17 protein-coding genes are annotated in these 16,602 nt (G+C 56.3%); 13 read left to right on the top strand and 4 right to left on the bottom strand.

The features are described 5' to 3' along the window. Positions 1–4 precede the first annotated feature (4 nt). The 13 genes from O3C79_RS15760 to O3C79_RS15700 all read left to right on the top strand — a co-directional run bounded on the left by O3C79_RS15760 (position 5) and on the right by O3C79_RS15700 (position 12,830). Positions 5–589: an A24 family peptidase gene (locus tag O3C79_RS15760; RefSeq protein ID WP_494383870.1), complete on the top strand. Its 585-nt coding sequence runs from the start codon at positions 5–7 to the stop codon at positions 587–589. After that, positions 586–1,971 (top strand): DUF8689 domain-containing protein, encoded by a 1,386-nt coding sequence (locus O3C79_RS15755; RefSeq protein WP_494383869.1) that lies wholly within the window; start codon positions 586–588, stop codon positions 1,969–1,971. Before O3C79_RS15760 ends, O3C79_RS15755 begins: the two co-directional genes overlap by 4 nt. Continuing rightward, positions 1,964–2,785 carry a Flp pilus assembly protein CpaB gene (cpaB, locus tag O3C79_RS15750; protein WP_494383868.1) on the top strand — a complete coding sequence of 274 codons (822 nt, stop codon included), beginning with the start codon at positions 1,964–1,966 and terminating at the stop codon, positions 2,783–2,785. Before O3C79_RS15755 ends, cpaB begins: the two co-directional genes overlap by 8 nt. Before the next feature lie 81 nt (positions 2,786–2,866). Next, entirely contained in the window at positions 2,867–4,483 is a 1,617-nt protein-coding gene (locus tag O3C79_RS15745; protein WP_494383867.1) for a type II and III secretion system protein family protein, read from the top strand. 26 nt (positions 4,484–4,509) lie between these two features. Next, positions 4,510–4,776 (top strand): hypothetical protein, encoded by a 267-nt coding sequence (locus tag O3C79_RS15740; RefSeq protein WP_076460330.1) that lies wholly within the window; start codon positions 4,510–4,512, stop codon positions 4,774–4,776. A 59-nt stretch (positions 4,777–4,835) separates the two neighbouring features. After that, entirely contained in the window at positions 4,836–6,227 is a 1,392-nt protein-coding gene (locus tag O3C79_RS15735) for a pilus assembly protein TadG-related protein (RefSeq protein WP_494383866.1), read from the top strand. Next, positions 6,227–6,730, top strand: coding sequence for a TadE/TadG family type IV pilus assembly protein (locus tag O3C79_RS15730; protein WP_494383865.1), 504 nt, complete (start codon positions 6,227–6,229; stop codon positions 6,728–6,730). Before O3C79_RS15735 ends, O3C79_RS15730 begins: the two co-directional genes overlap by 1 nt. A gap of 1 nt (position 6,731) precedes the next feature. Then, positions 6,732–7,208, top strand: coding sequence for a TadE/TadG family type IV pilus assembly protein (locus O3C79_RS15725; RefSeq protein WP_076460324.1), 477 nt, complete (start codon positions 6,732–6,734; stop codon positions 7,206–7,208). 10 nt (positions 7,209–7,218) lie between these two features. Next, entirely contained in the window at positions 7,219–8,457 is a 1,239-nt protein-coding gene (locus O3C79_RS15720) for a CpaE/TadZ family protein (protein ID WP_417534626.1), read from the top strand. Between the two features lie 3 nt (positions 8,458–8,460). Then, positions 8,461–9,837: a TadA family conjugal transfer-associated ATPase gene (locus O3C79_RS15715; protein WP_083702892.1), complete on the top strand. Its 1,377-nt coding sequence runs from the start codon at positions 8,461–8,463 to the stop codon at positions 9,835–9,837. A gap of 12 nt (positions 9,838–9,849) precedes the next feature. Beyond that, the gene (locus tag O3C79_RS15710) at positions 9,850–10,839 is read left to right on the top strand and encodes a type II secretion system F family protein (protein WP_494383864.1); all 990 of its coding nucleotides are present in this window, start codon (positions 9,850–9,852) and stop codon (positions 10,837–10,839) included. Between the two features lie 3 nt (positions 10,840–10,842). Then, entirely contained in the window at positions 10,843–11,808 is a 966-nt protein-coding gene (locus tag O3C79_RS15705; RefSeq protein WP_494383863.1) for a type II secretion system F family protein, read from the top strand. Positions 11,809–11,831: 23 nt separating this feature from the next. After that, positions 11,832–12,830 (top strand): tetratricopeptide repeat protein, encoded by a 999-nt coding sequence (locus tag O3C79_RS15700; RefSeq protein WP_494383862.1) that lies wholly within the window; start codon positions 11,832–11,834, stop codon positions 12,828–12,830. 7 nt (positions 12,831–12,837) lie between these two features. Here O3C79_RS15700 and O3C79_RS15695 read toward each other — a convergent pair whose 3' ends face one another. From O3C79_RS15695 to O3C79_RS15680, 4 genes are all read right to left on the bottom strand, one after another. Then, the gene (locus tag O3C79_RS15695; protein ID WP_076460317.1) at positions 12,838–14,013 is read right to left on the bottom strand and encodes a vWA domain-containing protein; all 1,176 of its coding nucleotides are present in this window, start codon (positions 14,011–14,013) and stop codon (positions 12,838–12,840) included. Next, positions 14,013–14,858: an AAA family ATPase gene (locus tag O3C79_RS15690; RefSeq protein ID WP_494383861.1), complete on the bottom strand. Its 846-nt coding sequence runs from the start codon at positions 14,856–14,858 to the stop codon at positions 14,013–14,015. The genes O3C79_RS15695 and O3C79_RS15690 overlap by 1 nt, the downstream gene beginning before the upstream one ends. A 125-nt stretch (positions 14,859–14,983) precedes the next feature. Then, positions 14,984–15,517: an inorganic diphosphatase gene (ppa, locus tag O3C79_RS15685; RefSeq protein WP_010321894.1), complete on the bottom strand. Its 534-nt coding sequence runs from the start codon at positions 15,515–15,517 to the stop codon at positions 14,984–14,986. A 112-nt stretch (positions 15,518–15,629) separates the two neighbouring features. After that, a complete protein-coding gene (locus O3C79_RS15680) occupies positions 15,630–16,598 on the bottom strand; it encodes a class 1 fructose-bisphosphatase (RefSeq protein ID WP_010321893.1) in 969 nt (322 codons plus the stop codon). Positions 16,599–16,602 lie beyond the last annotated feature (4 nt).

Here is a 16,602-nt window from a genome sequence, read left to right as displayed (position 1 = left end):
GGCTATGTTGCCATTCTATACATACGACTTATCCACACTCTTGCTACTGCTGGTTTTAACGGTGGCGGTGCTAATGGACAGGCGCCGCCACCGTATTCCCAACTGGCTAACTTTCGGAGCTCTGGTTACAGGGTTGCTGTTGCATTATCTGTTTATGCCAAGCCCCGAGTGGCTGGCAGGTCTGAAAGGAGCAGGCGTCGGCTTGGCCATTCTGGCCCCCTTTTACCTGACCGGGGGGATGGGGGCTGGGGATGTAAAACTGATGGCGGCTGTCGGTAGTTTTGTAGGGCCCACAGCTGTTTTAACTGCAGGCTGTTTTGCGTTGGTCACCGGTGGTTGTGTGGCTTTCTACATGGTTGTACGCAGCGGTGAGCTGGCTAGTCTTTATCGTCGCTACATGTTGATGATTTCGGCCCGCACGGTGGTTCCGGCAGAAGCCGGCTCGGTTGCCCGCCGCCGTTTTCCTTTTTCCTTTTCCATTGCTGTCGGCACCCTGATTCAACAGGGCGTGTTCGATAACAACCTGGAGTTTTACCACCTGACAACTGAACTTGGCTATCAACTACAGGCGCTGGGGGTGGTGCAATGAATGATGCTATGAATATCCAGTTACCGGCAGAAAACGCTGAGTTTTTGCTGGCACAGCGGTTGAAAGCAATGGCGGCACGGCCACTGACGCTGTCCGAGACAGGCCTTAGCCGGCATTTTCTTACCGAACTTATGATCAAGCACCTGTACGATGCTGGTTTACTCAGTTCAAAGCAGCTGATGCAGCGGTTAGCGCTGGCAGGCCCTGTATTGGAAGAACTGATCGAATTTCTGCGTAAGGAAGTGATGATCGACGTACATGGCCAGGGGTTCGATAAGCGCGAACTCAGCTATGGCCTGACCCAACGGGGTCGTGAAACGGCGATTGATGCCTATGCGCGCAGCGGCTACCTGGGGCCGGCACCCGTGCCGATACAGCTTTATCGCGAGGTAGTCGCCTCTCAAACTGTACACCACTCACATGTGACCGCCGAGGCGCTGAATACACTGTTCGCACAGGTTGTATTGCGCGACTCGCTCAAGCAACAGCTCGGCCCGGCGATGAACTCGGGTCGTGCCATCTTTATCTACGGCCCTGCCGGTACCGGCAAGACCTACATTACCCAGAAGTTGACCGGCCTCTTTGCCGATACTTGCTTGATCCCCTATGCAATTTCGGTCAACGAGCAGGTGGTCTCGTTGTTTGACCCGCTGCTGCACCAGCCGGTCGAGACGACCGAACAGTCCCCCAGCCTGATGCTGGATCAGGGACATGATCCCCGCTTTGTTCACTGCAAGCGACCCGAGGTAATTACCGGTGGTGAACTGGGGATGGACATGTTGGAAGTGCATTTTAACCCGGTAACCAAAGAATACCAGGCGCCGATGCAGCTGAAGGCCAACAACGGTATCTTCATTATCGATGATATGGGGCGGCAGCGGGCCACTCCGATGGAGATTTTTAACCGCTGGATCGTACCGATGGAAGAGAAGCAAGATTACCTGACGCTTGGCGCCGGACGCCACTTCCAGACCCCCTTCGACCAGATTCTAGTGTTCTCATCCAACATTAATCCTCTGGACTTGGCCGATGAAGCCTTCCTGCGCCGTATCGGCTACAAGATTTATTTCGGCTTTCTAGAGCCGGATGAATACAGCCGGATCTGGCAACAGGTGTGCGATGAAAAGGGAATTCACTTCAATCCCGCATTGCTCCAATTTGCACTGAATCAACTACATGCCCGCTATGAGGTGGGGCTACGCCCCTGTCATCCGAGGGACTTACTGGGCATGGCGCAGGACCGCGTACGTTACCTTGGCGGTGATGGCGCCGCTCTCGATCAAGAATCCCTGACTTGGGCCTGGGACAGCTACTTCGTCCGTCTCGATGCTGAAGTAGAAATGTCCTCGACCAACGTAAACAGGAGGAATGACCATGTTTAAGGGCAGAACCTTTTTTCTGTTGATCCTGTCGCTGCTCTTTGCAGCGGGAGCAGCTTTTTATACCAATTCCTGGCTTAGCCAGCAGTTGCCGGTCAGCACGGCCGAGGCGGCGGAGGGCCAGCCGGTCGTCTATGCCGCGATGAATATTCCCTATGGACAGCCCATCGAGCGGCGCCATTTGAAAATCAAATTGATGCCGGAGGATCTGGTTCCGGAAAACGCGATCACCGACCCGGCAGACGTTGAGGGCATGATTCCGCTACAGGACATTTTAAGTGGCGATGCCTTACGCACTGAGCGGCTGAGCGAGCACCAGGAAGGGGCGACGCTGGCGGCCATGATCGACCCGGACAAGCGTGCGTTTACGGTGCGCGTTAATGATGTCGTGGGGGTCGCAGGGTTTCTGCTGCCGGGCAACCATGTCGATATCATCGCCACCCAAAACAAGGGTGAAAATGTTAAGGCTAAAACCGTACTGAAAGATATCAAGGTACTGGCAGTAGATCAAAAAGCACGGACGGATAAAAACGATCCAATTGTTGTACGCGCCGTGACGTTGGAACTGACACCTAAAGAATCTGAAGTTTTGGCACAAGCAAGAGAAGAGGGGCGCATCCAGCTGACGCTGCGTAACCCGATGAGCGAAGACGTAGTGGCCAAAGCCGAAACCCCTGCAGTGCAGGCCCAGTCAGCTCCTGCACCCGAGCCGGCGGCAAAGCCGGCGCCGGTTAAGCGTACCCGCACCTACAGCGCGCCACCGTCTGTCATCGTGATCAAAGGGGTGGATTGGGAGCGCAAACGGGTTCCGATGTAGTCCTGGAACGTCTGCCATCTGCCCGTTTCCGGGCGGTGGCAGCTGCCTTGAATCGGATCTGACGATTGAGGAGATGTGATCATGACTAAACGAACAGAGCCCGAACATGTGGCGGGCAAATCCGCACAGGATCGAATAACCCTCTTGTTGTCCGCATTCATGCTGGTACTGCTGCTGGGTTTCTTGAATCAAACAGCGGGTGCCGCACCCGCCGTCGAGTTGGGGGCGGACATGACCCAGGTGCAAACCTTCCAGGTGCCCCTGTACAAATCGAAAGTGGTGCAACTCAGTGGGCCGGTCCACAAGGTGTCCATCGGTAATGATGAGGTGGCGGATATCCTGGTCATGCGGTCACAGCAGATCTATGTGCTTGGCAAGGGGATCGGCACCACCAATGTGTTGCTATGGGATAAAAGCAATAAATTGACGGCGTCCATCGATGTCGAAGTCACCCCGGATGTAAACAGCCTTAAAGCCAAGCTTTACCAGATGGCGCCTAATGAGCGCATTAAGGTGAATTCATCTCAGGGCTCCATCTTACTCAGTGGTGAAGTGTCCAATGTCGGCACCATGGATATGGCGGTACGCCTGGCGGACAGCTTCTTGCAGAAGCCATCCGAAGAGGGTGCAACCCAGGTAGGTGAGGTCGTCAACCTGCTCAAGGTGGGGGGCTCTCAGCAGGTGATGCTCAAGGTCACCGTCGCTGAAATGTCGCGTACCGTGATGAAGCGTTTGGGTGTCAAATTCCATGCCCTGGACAGTAGCGATAACTTTTGGACAGTGGGCGGCAGCAGTCAGCCGGGAGGGATCAACTACTCCATCGATGGCAGTGACCTGGTGACCGAAATCACCAATTCGCCGCTGAGCTTTGCCGGCAAAGGCATATTTGCCCAATACCTGGATGACAACCTGTTATTTCAATTGGCATTCGATGCCGCCAAGGATAACGGCAGTGCCAAGGTATTGGCCGAACCGACGTTGACCACGCTTACTGGCCAGGAAGCCGAATTCCTTTCAGGCGGTGAGTTCCCGATCCCGGTTCCCAACGAAGATGGCATCACGATTGAGTTCAAGGAATTCGGGGTTGGCCTGAAATTTCTGCCGGTCGTACTCGACTCCGGCACCATCAATCTGAGCTTGAACGTCGCGGTAACCGAGCTGACCGGGCTGAATTCAATCAACAGCACTGTGGGTACTGACGGTAACACCTTCTTTGTACCGGCGCTGACCAAGCGCAGCGCACGTGCGACCGTGGAGCTGGGCGATGGCCAGACCATTGGCATCGCCGGCCTGATCAATGAAAGCACACGCGAAGCGGTGAACAAGTTCCCGGGTCTGGGGGATGTACCAATGCTGGGCAATCTCTTCCGCAGTTCCCAGTTTGAGAAAGGCGAATCCGAGCTGGTCATTCTGGTTACCCCAACCCTGGCGCAGCCATTCAAAAATGAAGGCATACGTTTGCCGGGGGATGGTTTTGTAGAGCCTACCGATGCCGAATTTTACCTGCTGGGTCGAACCCGTGGTCAGGTGTACAGCCCTCAGCCAGACGCGAGCACATCAACGCTGCCAATTGATGGCAGTGCGCAGGCTCAAGGCGCTGATATGGGACAACGCCTGGCAGGCAGTAGCGATAACGGCGTTAAGGTCTTCCCGGTTGCTGATGGTACTGAGTCTGTTTTCGGTCACAGCATCCAATAAGTATTTGCCAGGTAGAGGTAAGAGCCATGAACACAGTGAATTGGACGTTATCAACCCTGGTGGCAGCTCTGCTGTTCATGCCGGGGTGTAGCCAAAACCCGCCAATGGAACCTGTAGGGCTGGCGGTTGAGGAGATGCGACAGGCGCAAACCTATGATGCTTACGCGGCGGATACCCCCAGACAGATGCGACTTGATGGTGAAAAAGCGCAGCAGGTCATGACGGGATATCGCAGCGAGGCGCAGAGCGCCAAGGGTGTACAAGGGGATATTGAGATCAATATCGGTAATTGAAAGACGTGATCAGGCAGTCAGCAAGTCGACAGAATGTCGATCGCTGACAGGAGGCGAAGATGAACCGCCAAAAGCTATGCGAACAGATGACCGGCTGCAGGCGTCGTGAGCAGGGCGCGGTTCTGGTGTTGGTGGCCATAGGGATGCTGGCGTTGCTGGCGATGGCTGGGCTGGCACTGGATGGTGGACACCTGCTGTTGAGCAAAACACGCTTGCAGAATGCGATAGATGCGGCCGCCCTCAGTGCTGCCAGAACCGTCGCGGATTACCCTGAAGACAGCCCGGTATCCACGGTTCACACGGCCGCCCAGGCGTCTGCGCTGACTACATTCCAGGCTAACCTTGCCCTCAGTGATAATGATGAACTAAGCACGGCCTATGCCGAAAGCGGCAATCCGCTGGTGGTGGAGTTTTCCACTACGCTTAACCCCTTTACTCCAGGCGGCTCCGCGCTGCCATATGTGCGTGTCAGGGCGGAAGAGTTACCGCTAACCGTATGGTTGCTGCAAGTAGTGGGGCTGGTTGATAAACCGGTACGGGCCAGTGCTGTTGCAGGCCCGATTGGCCTGAATGCCTCAACCTGCGATGTCTTGCCGATATTGGCCTGTGGCTGCGATTCAGAGGGGCAAACGCCGGATACGGCCGATGATTGCCAGGCCGGCGATGGTGGCTACTTCGGATACCCGGATGATGATGACAACAATATCGACAGCATCGATGATATCAGCGTAATCAAGTTGGCTGGTGGCAGTGGTACGGATGTAGGGCCAGGCAACTTCCGTTTGCTGCGCCTCAGCGGCACAGGTGGCAGTGATCTGCGTGATGCTCTGGCCGGAACGGCCAATCAGTGCGCCAGCGTTGGCGATAACAGTGCCGCGGATACGGAGCCAGGCAACAAGTCAGGCCCAACCGGGCAGGGGCTTAACTCTCGACTGGGTCTGTACCAGGGGCCGGTGGACCCGACCGAAGCGCCCGCTGATCTAGTGTCCTACACCTATTTCAGCGGCGCCACGCCAGCTGGACCCACTCCGCAAAGCAGCAACCGGCTGGTGTTGGATGGTATCGACGCAAACAACCGGCCCGTTATCAAGCGCGAAGACGGCTCTACCAGCGTGGCTGGCCTGTTCGACTATGAAGACTACCTGGCTGCCTATGCCAGCGACTATCCCGGTTGCAGCGGTGATGCCTGCCGGCGCCGCGAGCTTGTTTTGCCTATTGGTGACTGTACCGGAACGACTTCGGGCACCAGTGATGATGTCTACGTGTATACCGTTGGCTGCTTTTTTTTGATGCAGGATATCGGTGAAGGGAATGATGCTGAGGTCTTTGGCCAGTTCTACACCGAATCTGAAGGCTGTGATGCGATTGGGACGTTCACCTCTACGCCGGCCATACCAAGTGCCCCGTTCAAAATAGTCCTCTTCCGTGACCCGGACAGCGGAGACTCCTGATGAACATTCAACGCCACTCATATCCACAGCATCAGACGGGGCTTGCGGTTGTCGAAGTCACCCTGGTGTTGCCGGTGTTGCTGATACTGATGTTGGCAACGGCTGAAATCGGGCGTGTGCTCTACCAGTACAACACCCTGACCAAGGCGCAACGAAATGGCGCCCGCCTGTTGGCGACACACCTGAACTATGGTCAGCAGTCGAGCCTGAATGACTGCCCCACTCTGGGTGGCAGCCTGCCGGATGATCTGCTGAATCGTGCCAGTAATCTGATTGTGTACGGGGCAGAGGAGGGCGGTGCTACACCGGTATTGAGTGGGCTAACAACCTCTGATGTCGGTTTCTGTGAGGATACTCTGTCCAATGTGATCCAGGTGCATCTGAGCTATGACTTTGCGCCGATGATGTTTAATAGCCTGCCAACGTTTGGCGCCGGAGATGACATCAGCCTCAACTTTACACTGGACAGCTCCATCAGTATGCCAGTGTTGGGAGGTAGCTGAGATGAGCCTTTCCTGCCCTTTGAAACGACAGGCCGGTCTTACCACCGTGGAGTTTGCGCTGGTCGGCTCTGTTCTGTTCATCATCCTGTTCGGGCTAATCGAGTTTGGCCGCCTGATGTTTACCTGGAATGTCCTGGATGAGGCGACACGTCGGGCAGCGCGTTTGGCTGTTGTCTGCCCTGTGACGGCTTCCGGGCAATCCTTTGTGCGTGAGCAAGGCGCGTTCGGTGGTGACATGTTGCCAAACTTCAGCGCGGCGAACATTGCCCTGACCTATCTGCAGGAAGATGGCACCACGCTGGCAACCGCCACCGAGAACACCTACTACATCCGTACAGCAGTTACAGGGTATCAGCACCAGATGCTGATTCCATTTTTCGATATTACCCTGGATGCACTGACGTTCGAGACCACTCTTCCGGCCGAGAGCCTGGGAGTGCATCCCGTGGCGGCAGGCGCGCCCGCCTGTGGAAGCTAGGAGATCGGCCATGATGAGTCAGAACTATCTGTATGAAGTCAAAACATCCACGGGTGCGGCCCAGACAGCATATTCGATACTGGTCGCCAGTCGCTCGCCGGAAGCGCTGAGCGCATTGAAAAATGCACTCAGGCCAATGCCGTCCAGTGTCGATATTAATTGTCGCCTGATCAGTAATGGCCACTCGGACCCTCTGTATGGGCTGGAGAAGCTGCCGGATCTGTTGATTTTCCGGGTCGGGGAAACCTGGCAGGCGGAGCTGGAAGCCCTGTGTGCAAGGCCCGCCATCACCCGCGTTCCGACACTGATTATCAGTGCCGATGAAGATGCTCAGGCGATGCGCCTGTCCATGCAGGCAGGGGCACGCGACTTTTTCCCTGAGCCGCTGGAGGATGGCGACCTGCTGCGAGTCGTTGATCAGCTCTACCGCGAGGCCATGGATCAGCAGGGGGCTCTGAATGCTCACCTGACTGTGGTCATGAATGCCAAGGGTGGATCTGGTGCCAGTTTGCTGGCGACCAACCTGGCACACCAGATGGCAGTGGAGCGGTTGCGCAAGGTGGTACTGGTCGATCTGGACCTGCAGTTTGGCTCGTTGTCACATTATCTGGATCTGAATCCTCAGCGCGGTATCAAGCAGGCTTTGGAGAACGTTGACGAGCTGGATTCCGTGGCTTTGGGGGGCTATTTGGCTACGCATGTCAGTGGCCTGAAAGTCCTGAGTTCCGAAACGGACCGTTTGCTGTTGAACGAGGAAGTTTCCTCTGATCAGTTGCTGCACCTGTTCAAGCTGTTGGGCAAGGATTATCAGCATCTGGTGGTGGATCTGCCGCGGCAGATTGACCTGGTGACGACTACGGTTCTGGAGCATGCCGACCAGATCGTATTGACCCTGCAGCAGGGCATCACCTATTTGCGTGATGCCGCACGGCTGATTGAAGTGATGCGACGGGATCTGGATATACCGGATCACCGCATACTGGTGGTGGTGAATCGGTACGATAAATCTGCACCGATCACGCTGGATGAGGTTGCCAAAGCCTTGCATCACCAGCCGATCATCACGCTGCCCAATGATTTCAAACATGTTTGCGAGTCTCTGAACACAGGCATGCCGCTGCTGCAGGTTGCGCGACGTGCCCCCATCAGCCGCGCCATTCACCATCTGAGTGAACAGGTCGCTGGCACCCGGCCGGCCCAGCAGTCAGGCCTGCTGGGAAAACTGGTCAATCTGGTCAAGGGGGATTAGGTCATGTCGATACTGGGTAACAGAATCAGCAAATTAAGAGTTGCCGAGGCGCCGGAGCCACGAGAAGAGGTTGTGGAGGAGCAGGCTCGGCCGCCACTGATGATCGAAACGCTGTCACCGACGGAAATGGAGTGTAAGCAGCAGCTGCATCAAGAGTTGCTGAAGCGGATGGACCTGTCATTGATCGACAGCCTTGATGAGGCCGAAGCGCGGCGCCAGATTGGTGAGCTGTGCCGGCAGTTGATGGATGAGCTGAGCGTTCCCTTCAGTACACCGTCTCGCCAGCGCATCATCAAGTTGATCGAGGATGAAATCATGGGACTGGGGCCGCTGGAGCCCCTGCTCGAAGACAAGACCATCTCCGATATTCTGGTGAACGGCCCTGACTCCATTTATGTGGAGCGTTTCGGCAAGCTGGAGCCTTGTCCGGTCAGTTTCAGCAGTGGCGGGCACCTGATGAACACCATTGACCGTATTGTTTCCAGCGTGGGGCGTCACATTGATGAATCCTCACCGATGGTGGATGCCCGACTGAAAGACGGGTCCAGGGTCAACGTTATTATTCCGCCGCTGGCGCTGGATGGTCCTCAGATTTCGATTCGACGGTTCATGGTCGAGCTGCTATCGATGCACAACCTGGTAGAGCTGGGGTCGGTAGACGAGAAAGTAGCCCCTTTGCTGGAGGGTATCGTCAAGGCACGGCTCAATATTCTGATATCCGGTGGTACCGGCTCGGGTAAAACAACCCTGCTCAATATTCTATCCGGATATATTCCTGAAGATGAGCGCATTGTAACCATCGAAGATTCGGCGGAGCTGCAATTGCAGCAGCCTCACGTGGTGCGGCTGGAGACGCGTCCACCAAATATTGAAGGGCGTGGCGAAGTGACTCAGCGCGAGCTGGTTAAAAACAGTTTGAGGATGCGACCGGATCGTATTGTGCTGGGTGAGGTGCGTGGCGGGGAAACACTGGACATGCTGCAAGCCATGAATACCGGTCACGACGGTTCTCTGACGACAATCCATGCCAACAGCGCACGTGATGCCCTGGGGCGCATCGAGAATATGGTCGCGATGACGGGCATAAGTTTTCCCACCCGTGCCCTCCGGGCTCAGATAGCCTCCGCCATCGATGTGGTGCTTCAGGTCACCCGTCTGGAGGACGGCCGGCGCAAGCTGGTCAGCATTCAGGAAATCAACGGTATGGAAGGCGACATCATAACCATGTCGGAGCTCTTCACCTTTGAGCGCAGGGGCGTGGATGCCAAGGGTAATGTTTTGGGCGACTTCAAAGCCACCGGGATAGTGCCGGGGTTCCACAAGCGCCTGGCCCAGCGCGGTATCGATCTGCCGGTCTCATTGTTCGAGCCCGAGCTGTAAAGGAGGTGTGCCATGAAGTTTCAACTCGAATCCGCCGAACTCATGGTCATTCTGGTGATGGTATTTGTCTCGGTGTTCCTGCTGTTGGCCAGTCTGTCCATTCCGGTATTCGGAGAGCAGCGGCGGGTTAAACGACGACTGCAACAGCGTATCAACGGCATCACGGCGGATAATGATCAGCCGGCCATCAGCACGCTACTGCGTGCGCGATATCTGAAAAAACTTAATCCTCTGGAACGTCAACTTGAATCCATGCCGGGTATGGCCGGGTTGGCGCGTTTGATTGAGCAGGCTGGCAGCCAGGTGTTGGCCTACAAGGTGGTTCTTCTATCACTGGTGCTGGGTTTGGCATCCTTTGTACTGGTGTTGCTGTTATCACTCCACGTCCTGGCGGCCCTGGTGGTGGGGCTGGTCATGATCTCGGTTCCTTTCTTGCGGTTGCTGTATCTGCGCAACAAGCGATTGCTGGAGTTTGAAGCCCAGCTGCCGGAAGCGATCGATATCATCAAGCGAGCGCTGCTGACCGGCCACCCGTTCAGTGAGTCCCTGAACCTGGTTGCCGAGGGGCTGGAAGGGCCGGTCTCTCATGAATTCGGCATTACCTATTCCGACTTGAGTTATGGCTCGGACCTTCGCCGCGCCATGCTGGGACTTTTGGAACGGGTGCCCAGCGTCACCCTGATGGCCTTTGTTACCGCCGTGCTGGTGCAAAAGGAAACCGGGGGTAACCTGGCCGAGATTCTTGAGAATATCGGCACGGTGATCCGTGGGCGTTTTCGCTTTCAGCGAAGAGTCAAAACGCTGTCGGCCGAAGGGCGTTTATCAGCCTGGATCCTGATGCTGGTGCCCTTTGGCCTGTTTGCACTTATCTATATCACGACGCCAGGGTACATGGAGGAGCTGGTCAGGTCTGCGCGGGGGCATCAACTGATTATGATCAGTTTTGCACTGATGCTGCTGGGGGCCTACTGGATTCGACGTCTGCTGAGAATCGAGGTGTAAGTTATGGAAACCCTAATTGAGTTAATCAACCAGCAGCTGGATAACCCTCTCTATGCGCGTTACATCGTGATTGGGCTGGTCGCTGCAGCGGCGCTGGCATTCGGGCTCAGTCTTACAGTGCTGATCACAGGCCTGGCGAATCCGTTTCGCACGCGTGTACGTGCCTTGACCGGCCAGAATGAAGTCGGCAACGCATCCGGAGATGGGCGCAGCAAGGTGTTGTCTTCGCTTGATCCCCTGACTCGGCACCTGTTGCCGGGCAAAGGCTGGGATCAGAACAGGCTGCACGCGCGGCTGGTTCATGCCGGCTTCAGAGCTCCCAATGCCATGAGTTCGCTGTATGCACTGAAGGTTTTGCTGGGTATCAGCCTGCTTTTTATGGCCTGGTTTGCGACCGAATTTAACTCCAAGCTGACGGCAGACAAGGTGTTGCTGATCTGCCTGGGGGCTGCATACATTGGCTTTATTCTTCCCAATGCCGTGTTGGATTATCTGGCAAAACGCCGAATTCGTGCCATTCGCAATGGCTTTCCGGATGCTCTGGACCTGCTGGTTGTCTGTGTTGAGTCCGGGCTGGGCCTGACAGCAGCATTGCAACGGGTAGGGCAGGAGCTGGAGGTCAGTCATCCGGAGCTGTCGGAAGAGCTGCATCTGGTGAATGTCGAGATCAGGGCCGGTGTCAATCGCATAGAGGCCCTGAGGGGCATGGCAAACCGGACCGGTGTGGAAGACATTCGTGGTCTGGTTGCGCTTCTTGATCAGAGTGTGCGCTTTGGCAGCAGTATCGCCGATACCTTGCGTGTCTATTCGGAAGAATTTCGGGACAAGCGGATGCAGGCCGCAGAAGAACAGGCCGCCAAAATCGGTACCAAAATGATCTTTCCGCTCACCTTCTGCATCTGGCCGGGCTTCTTTGTAGTAGCGGTGGGGCCGGCCATTTTGAAGGTGCTGGAAGTTTTTGGGCGCTAAAGATTGTGAACAGGAGATACCACATGGATATTGTTGCGAGATATCACCGGACCCCGTTCATGAAAGGGGCGTTATTGGTGGCCATCATGACGTTGGGGGGCTGTGCAGCCCAGTCTCAAACCGGTCAGGAGATGAGTGCTGCCAATACCTTCTATGAAGGCAAGCCGACGCTGGCCTACTCGGGCCTTCCCGAAGCCAAAAGTGTCCAGCAGGGCATCAGCTGGGGTGATCAGGCGCTGGCGCGGGGCGACGCGGATGAGGCTCTCTATCACTATGTGCAGGCACTGGAGCTGGAGGCCGATAGTGCGGTGGCCTATTACCGTATTGGCCAGCTGCACTTGGCCCGGGACAACAAGGCGCTGGCTTCGCTGGCATTGCGCAGTGCTCTGGGTATTGAGCCCGAACATATCGGGGCACTCACCTCCATGGGCGTGCTATTGTTGAAACAGAACCGTTATGCGCAGGCCGGTGAGCGTTTCAAGCAGGCGGTCGCCCAGGACCAGCTGCGCTTCACCGATGAGATGGAGCAGCGCCATGACGCCCGTTCTCCGGCTCAGGCTTACAACGGACTGGGGATACTAGCCGATCTGGATGGCAATACGGACGAGGCTCAAGGGTTTTACAAGACCGCCTTGGCCATCAAGCCTGATGCCGCCGATACGCTCAATAACCTGGGGTATTCCTACTATCTTTCTGCCCGCTGGCAGGAAGCAGGACATATGTTTCGGCGGTCGCTTGAGCTGGAACCCGAGTATGAGCAGGCCTGGCGTAATTTGGGACTGGTTTATGCCCGCCAGCAGCGCTATATAGCGGCCTTGAATGCTCTGGAGCGGGTTATGGATACCGCCAAGGCACATAATGATATCGGTTTTATTTGCATGCTGGATGGCCGTTATGCACTGGCCAAAGAGTATTTCGAGAAAGCGCTGACGCTGTCACCGGTGTTTTACCCTAAAGCACAGGAAAACCTGACCTATGTTCAGCGTCTGGAGGAAGCGGCGCGGCAGCAGGCCGGCCGCTGAACCCTTATCACCGCGACAGGTGACGAATACCGGCTTCGATGCCCTGCAGGGTAAGCGGGTACATATGGTCATCCAGCTGTTGGCGAATCATCTGAGTGCTCTGGGTATAGTTCCAGTAGCGCTCGGATGAAGGGTTAAGCCAGATCACCTTGTCCCAGGTATCCAGAATCCGCTGCAGCCAGAGTTGCCCCGGTTCCTCGTTCATGTGCTCGACACTGCCGTAGCGGTCCGCCAGTTCATAGGGGGACATGGCTGCATCCCCTACGAAAATCACCCGATAATCCCGGCCATAGGTGTGCAGGACATCCAGAGTAGGGATCGCCTCGTCGAAACGACGGCGGTTATCACGCCAGACTTTCTCATACACGCAGTTGTGGAAGTAGAAATACTCCAGGTGCTTGAACTCGGTTCGGGCAGCGGAGAACAGCTCTTCACAGGTACGTATAAACGGGTCCATCGAGCCGCCCACATCCAGGAACAGTAATACCTTGGCGGCGTTATGCCGCTCCGGCACCATTTTCAGATCCAGCAGGCCGGCATTGCGGGCGGTGGAGCGGATGGTGTCGTCCAGATCGAGCTGGTCGGCGGCCCCGGTGCGAGCGAACTTGCGCAGCTTGCGCAGGGCGACCTTGATGTTGCGGGTGCCCAGCTCAACGCTGTCGTCCAGGTTACGGAACTCGCGTTTCTCCCAGACTTTGACCGCGCGCTTGTGCTTGCTCTCGCCGCCAATACGAATCCCTTCCGGGTTGTAGCCGCTGTGGCCAAAAGGCGATGTGCCGCCGGTGCCGACCCACTTGTTGCCGCCGGCATGGCGTTCCTGCTGCTCTTCCAGGCGCTCCTTGAGTGTGTCCAGCAGTTTGTCCAGCCCGCCGAGGGCTTCAATCTGGGCTTTCTCCTCATCGCTCAGTTGCTTGAGGAAATCGCTCTCCAGCCAGTGTGAAGGAATAAGGGCATCGGTGATATCGCCCTGAGCCTGGAGGCCGGCGAAATACTGGCCAAAGGCACGGTCAAAGCGGTCGTAGTACTTTTCATCCTTCACCATGCAGGCGCGGGCCAGCAGGTAAAAGTCATTGACGTCCAGACTGGCAACACGCTGATCCAGTGCGTTGATCAGGTCGAGCAGCTCGCGCACGGACACCGGAACCTGTCCCTGGCGCAGCTGGGTGAACAGGTCGATCAGCATCAGCGGGCTCCGCGGCGTGTCATAAAGGCCAGGCGCTGCAGCATGTGAACGTCCTGCTCGTTTTTCAGCAGGGCGCCGTACAGGGGCGGCATGGCGCTGGACGGTTCCTGCTCAGCCAGAACATCTGAGGGAATGCGATCGGCCAGCAGCAGTTTGAGCCAGTCGATCAGCTCGGAGGTAGACGGCTTTTTCTTCAGGCCCGGCACATCGCGCAGGCGGAAAAAGATTTCCAGTGCCTCGCGTACCAGTTTCTGTTCGATCTCAGGGAAGTGAACATCCACAATGGATTGCAGGGTGTCCTTGTCCGGGAAGGCGATGTAATGGAAGAAGCAGCGGCGCAGGAAGGCATCTGGCAGCTCTTTTTCATTGTTGCTGGTGATTATCACGATGGGGCGCTTTTTGGCGGCTACACGCTCACCCGTTTCGTAGACATCGAACTCCATTTTGTCGAGTTCGGTCAGCAGGTCGTTGGGGAATTCGATATCGGCCTTGTCGATTTCGTCGATCAATAGAACGACCTGTTCGTCGGCTTCAAATGCCTGCCAAAGCATACCCTTGCGGATGTAGTTGGCAATGTCGTGGACACGGTCATCACCGAGCTGGGAATCACGCAGGCGGGATACGGCATCGTATTCGTACAGGCCCTGTTGTGCCTTGGTGGTGGACTTTACGTGCCAGCGCAACAGAGGCTTGCCCAGTGCGTCGGCCAGCTCTTCGGCCAGCATGGTCTTGCCGGTGCCGGGCTCGCCCTTTACCAGCAGAGGGCGTTGCAGGGTGATAGCGGCGTTAACAGCCATTTGCAGATCGTCAGTGGCGACGTAACGTTCGGTACCTGAAAACTTCATTGGCTTCTCTGTCGATATTCTTATAAGACAGCGGCCAGTGTATCAGAACGGGGAGGGTGAAAAAGGAGGGGCGGGGAAGGAAAATAAGGAGATGTACTTATGCACATCTCCTCGGGAAGACAGCCTTACTTGGCAGCTTCGTAGGCAGCAGCCGATTTCTCGATCTCGGCGCGTGCAGCGGCGGCGTCAGCCCAGCCTTCAACTTTAACCCACTTGCCTTTCTCCAGCTTCTTGTAGTTTTCGAAGAAGTGGGAGATCTGGTCTTTGGTCAGCTGAGGAATGTCGTCAACGTCCTGGATGTCGTTGTACGCCTGGCTCAGTTTCTCGTGCGGAACGGCAACCAGTTTGGCATCGCCACCGGCTTCGTCGGTCATGTTCAGGATACCGACCGGACGGCAGCGGATAACGGAACCGGTCATCACCGGGTGCGGAGTCAGAACCAGCACGTCCAGAGGATCGCCATCATCTGCCAGGGTGTCGTTGATGTAGCCGTAGTTGGCCGGGTAGAACATCGGCGCAGCCATGAAGCGGTCAACGAAGATCGCATCAGCGTCTTTGTCGATTTCGTACTTGACCGGGGAGCTCTCCGCCGGGATTTCGATGATCACATAGATGTCATTCGGCAGATCTTTGCCGGCAGGGACTTTCTCAAAGCTCATGAGCTGTTTTCCTGTTATCGGTTACAAGGACAGAACGGATAGCGGACCGCAGTATAAACAGGACTGCAGCCCGCTGGAATACGACTTACCGGTGAAATCTATCGGTAAAAAGTTACTTGCAGTGGTACCCGTGCAGGGCGTCCACTTCCTCTTTGGAGCCCAGAGCAACAGCTACACGCTGATGAATATGCTCAGGCTCTACATCGAGGATATCGCTGTAGCAGGTAGTAGAGAGGCCACCAGCCTGTTCGATCAGCAGGCTCATCGGGTTGCCTTCATACATCAGGCGCAGCTTGCCCGGCTTGGAGGGGTCACGAGAGTCCCAGGGATAGGTGAACAGGCCGCCACGGGTCAGAACGCGGTGCACTTCCGCCACCATGGAGGCGATCCAGCGCATGTTGTAGTTCTTGCCGCGCGGTCCTTCAGAGCCCTTTAGCAGGTCGTCGATGTAGTTGCGCATCTGCGGTTCCCAGAAACGGTGGTTCGACATGTTGATGGCGAATTCCTTGGTCTGGGTCGGGATCTGCACGTTTTCACGGGTCAGCAGGAAGTCACCGGTGTGGGCCAGGGTAAACATGTTAACGCCCTGGCCGGTGGTCAGCGTCAGGACGGCAGAGGGACCGTACAGCACATAGCCGGATGCGACCTGCTTGCGACCGGCCTGCAGGAACATGTCGACGTTGTCTTCGGTAGCACCTTCAGGCACTTCCAGAATAGAGAAGATGGTGCCAACGGAGACATTGATGTCGATGTTGGAGGAACCGTCCAGCGGATCGAAAGTGACCAGGTAGCGGCCTTCCGGGTTACCGAATACCGGATCATCTTCTTCTTCAGAGGCCAGACCACGTACCAGCGGGTTGTCCAGCAGGACCTTCTTCAGAACATCGTTGGCAATTACATCCAGTTTTTTCTGGGTTTCGCCCTGAACGTTGGTGTCCTCGGTGGTACCGAGGACGCCGGCCAGCGCGCCTTCACGCAGCTGCAGAGCAATCTCTTTGCAGGCGATCATCAGGGTGTCGATCAATTCAACGAGTTCGAGGTCGGTGTCGTGGTGTTTCAGGTAGTTGCTGAGCAGCTGCATGGGT

The sequence above is a fragment of the Marinobacterium sp. NO-S09 genome, assembly GCF_059179545.1.
The sequence above is the reverse complement of the archived record's forward strand: the minus strand, read 5'-3'. Positions and strand labels throughout refer to the sequence as shown.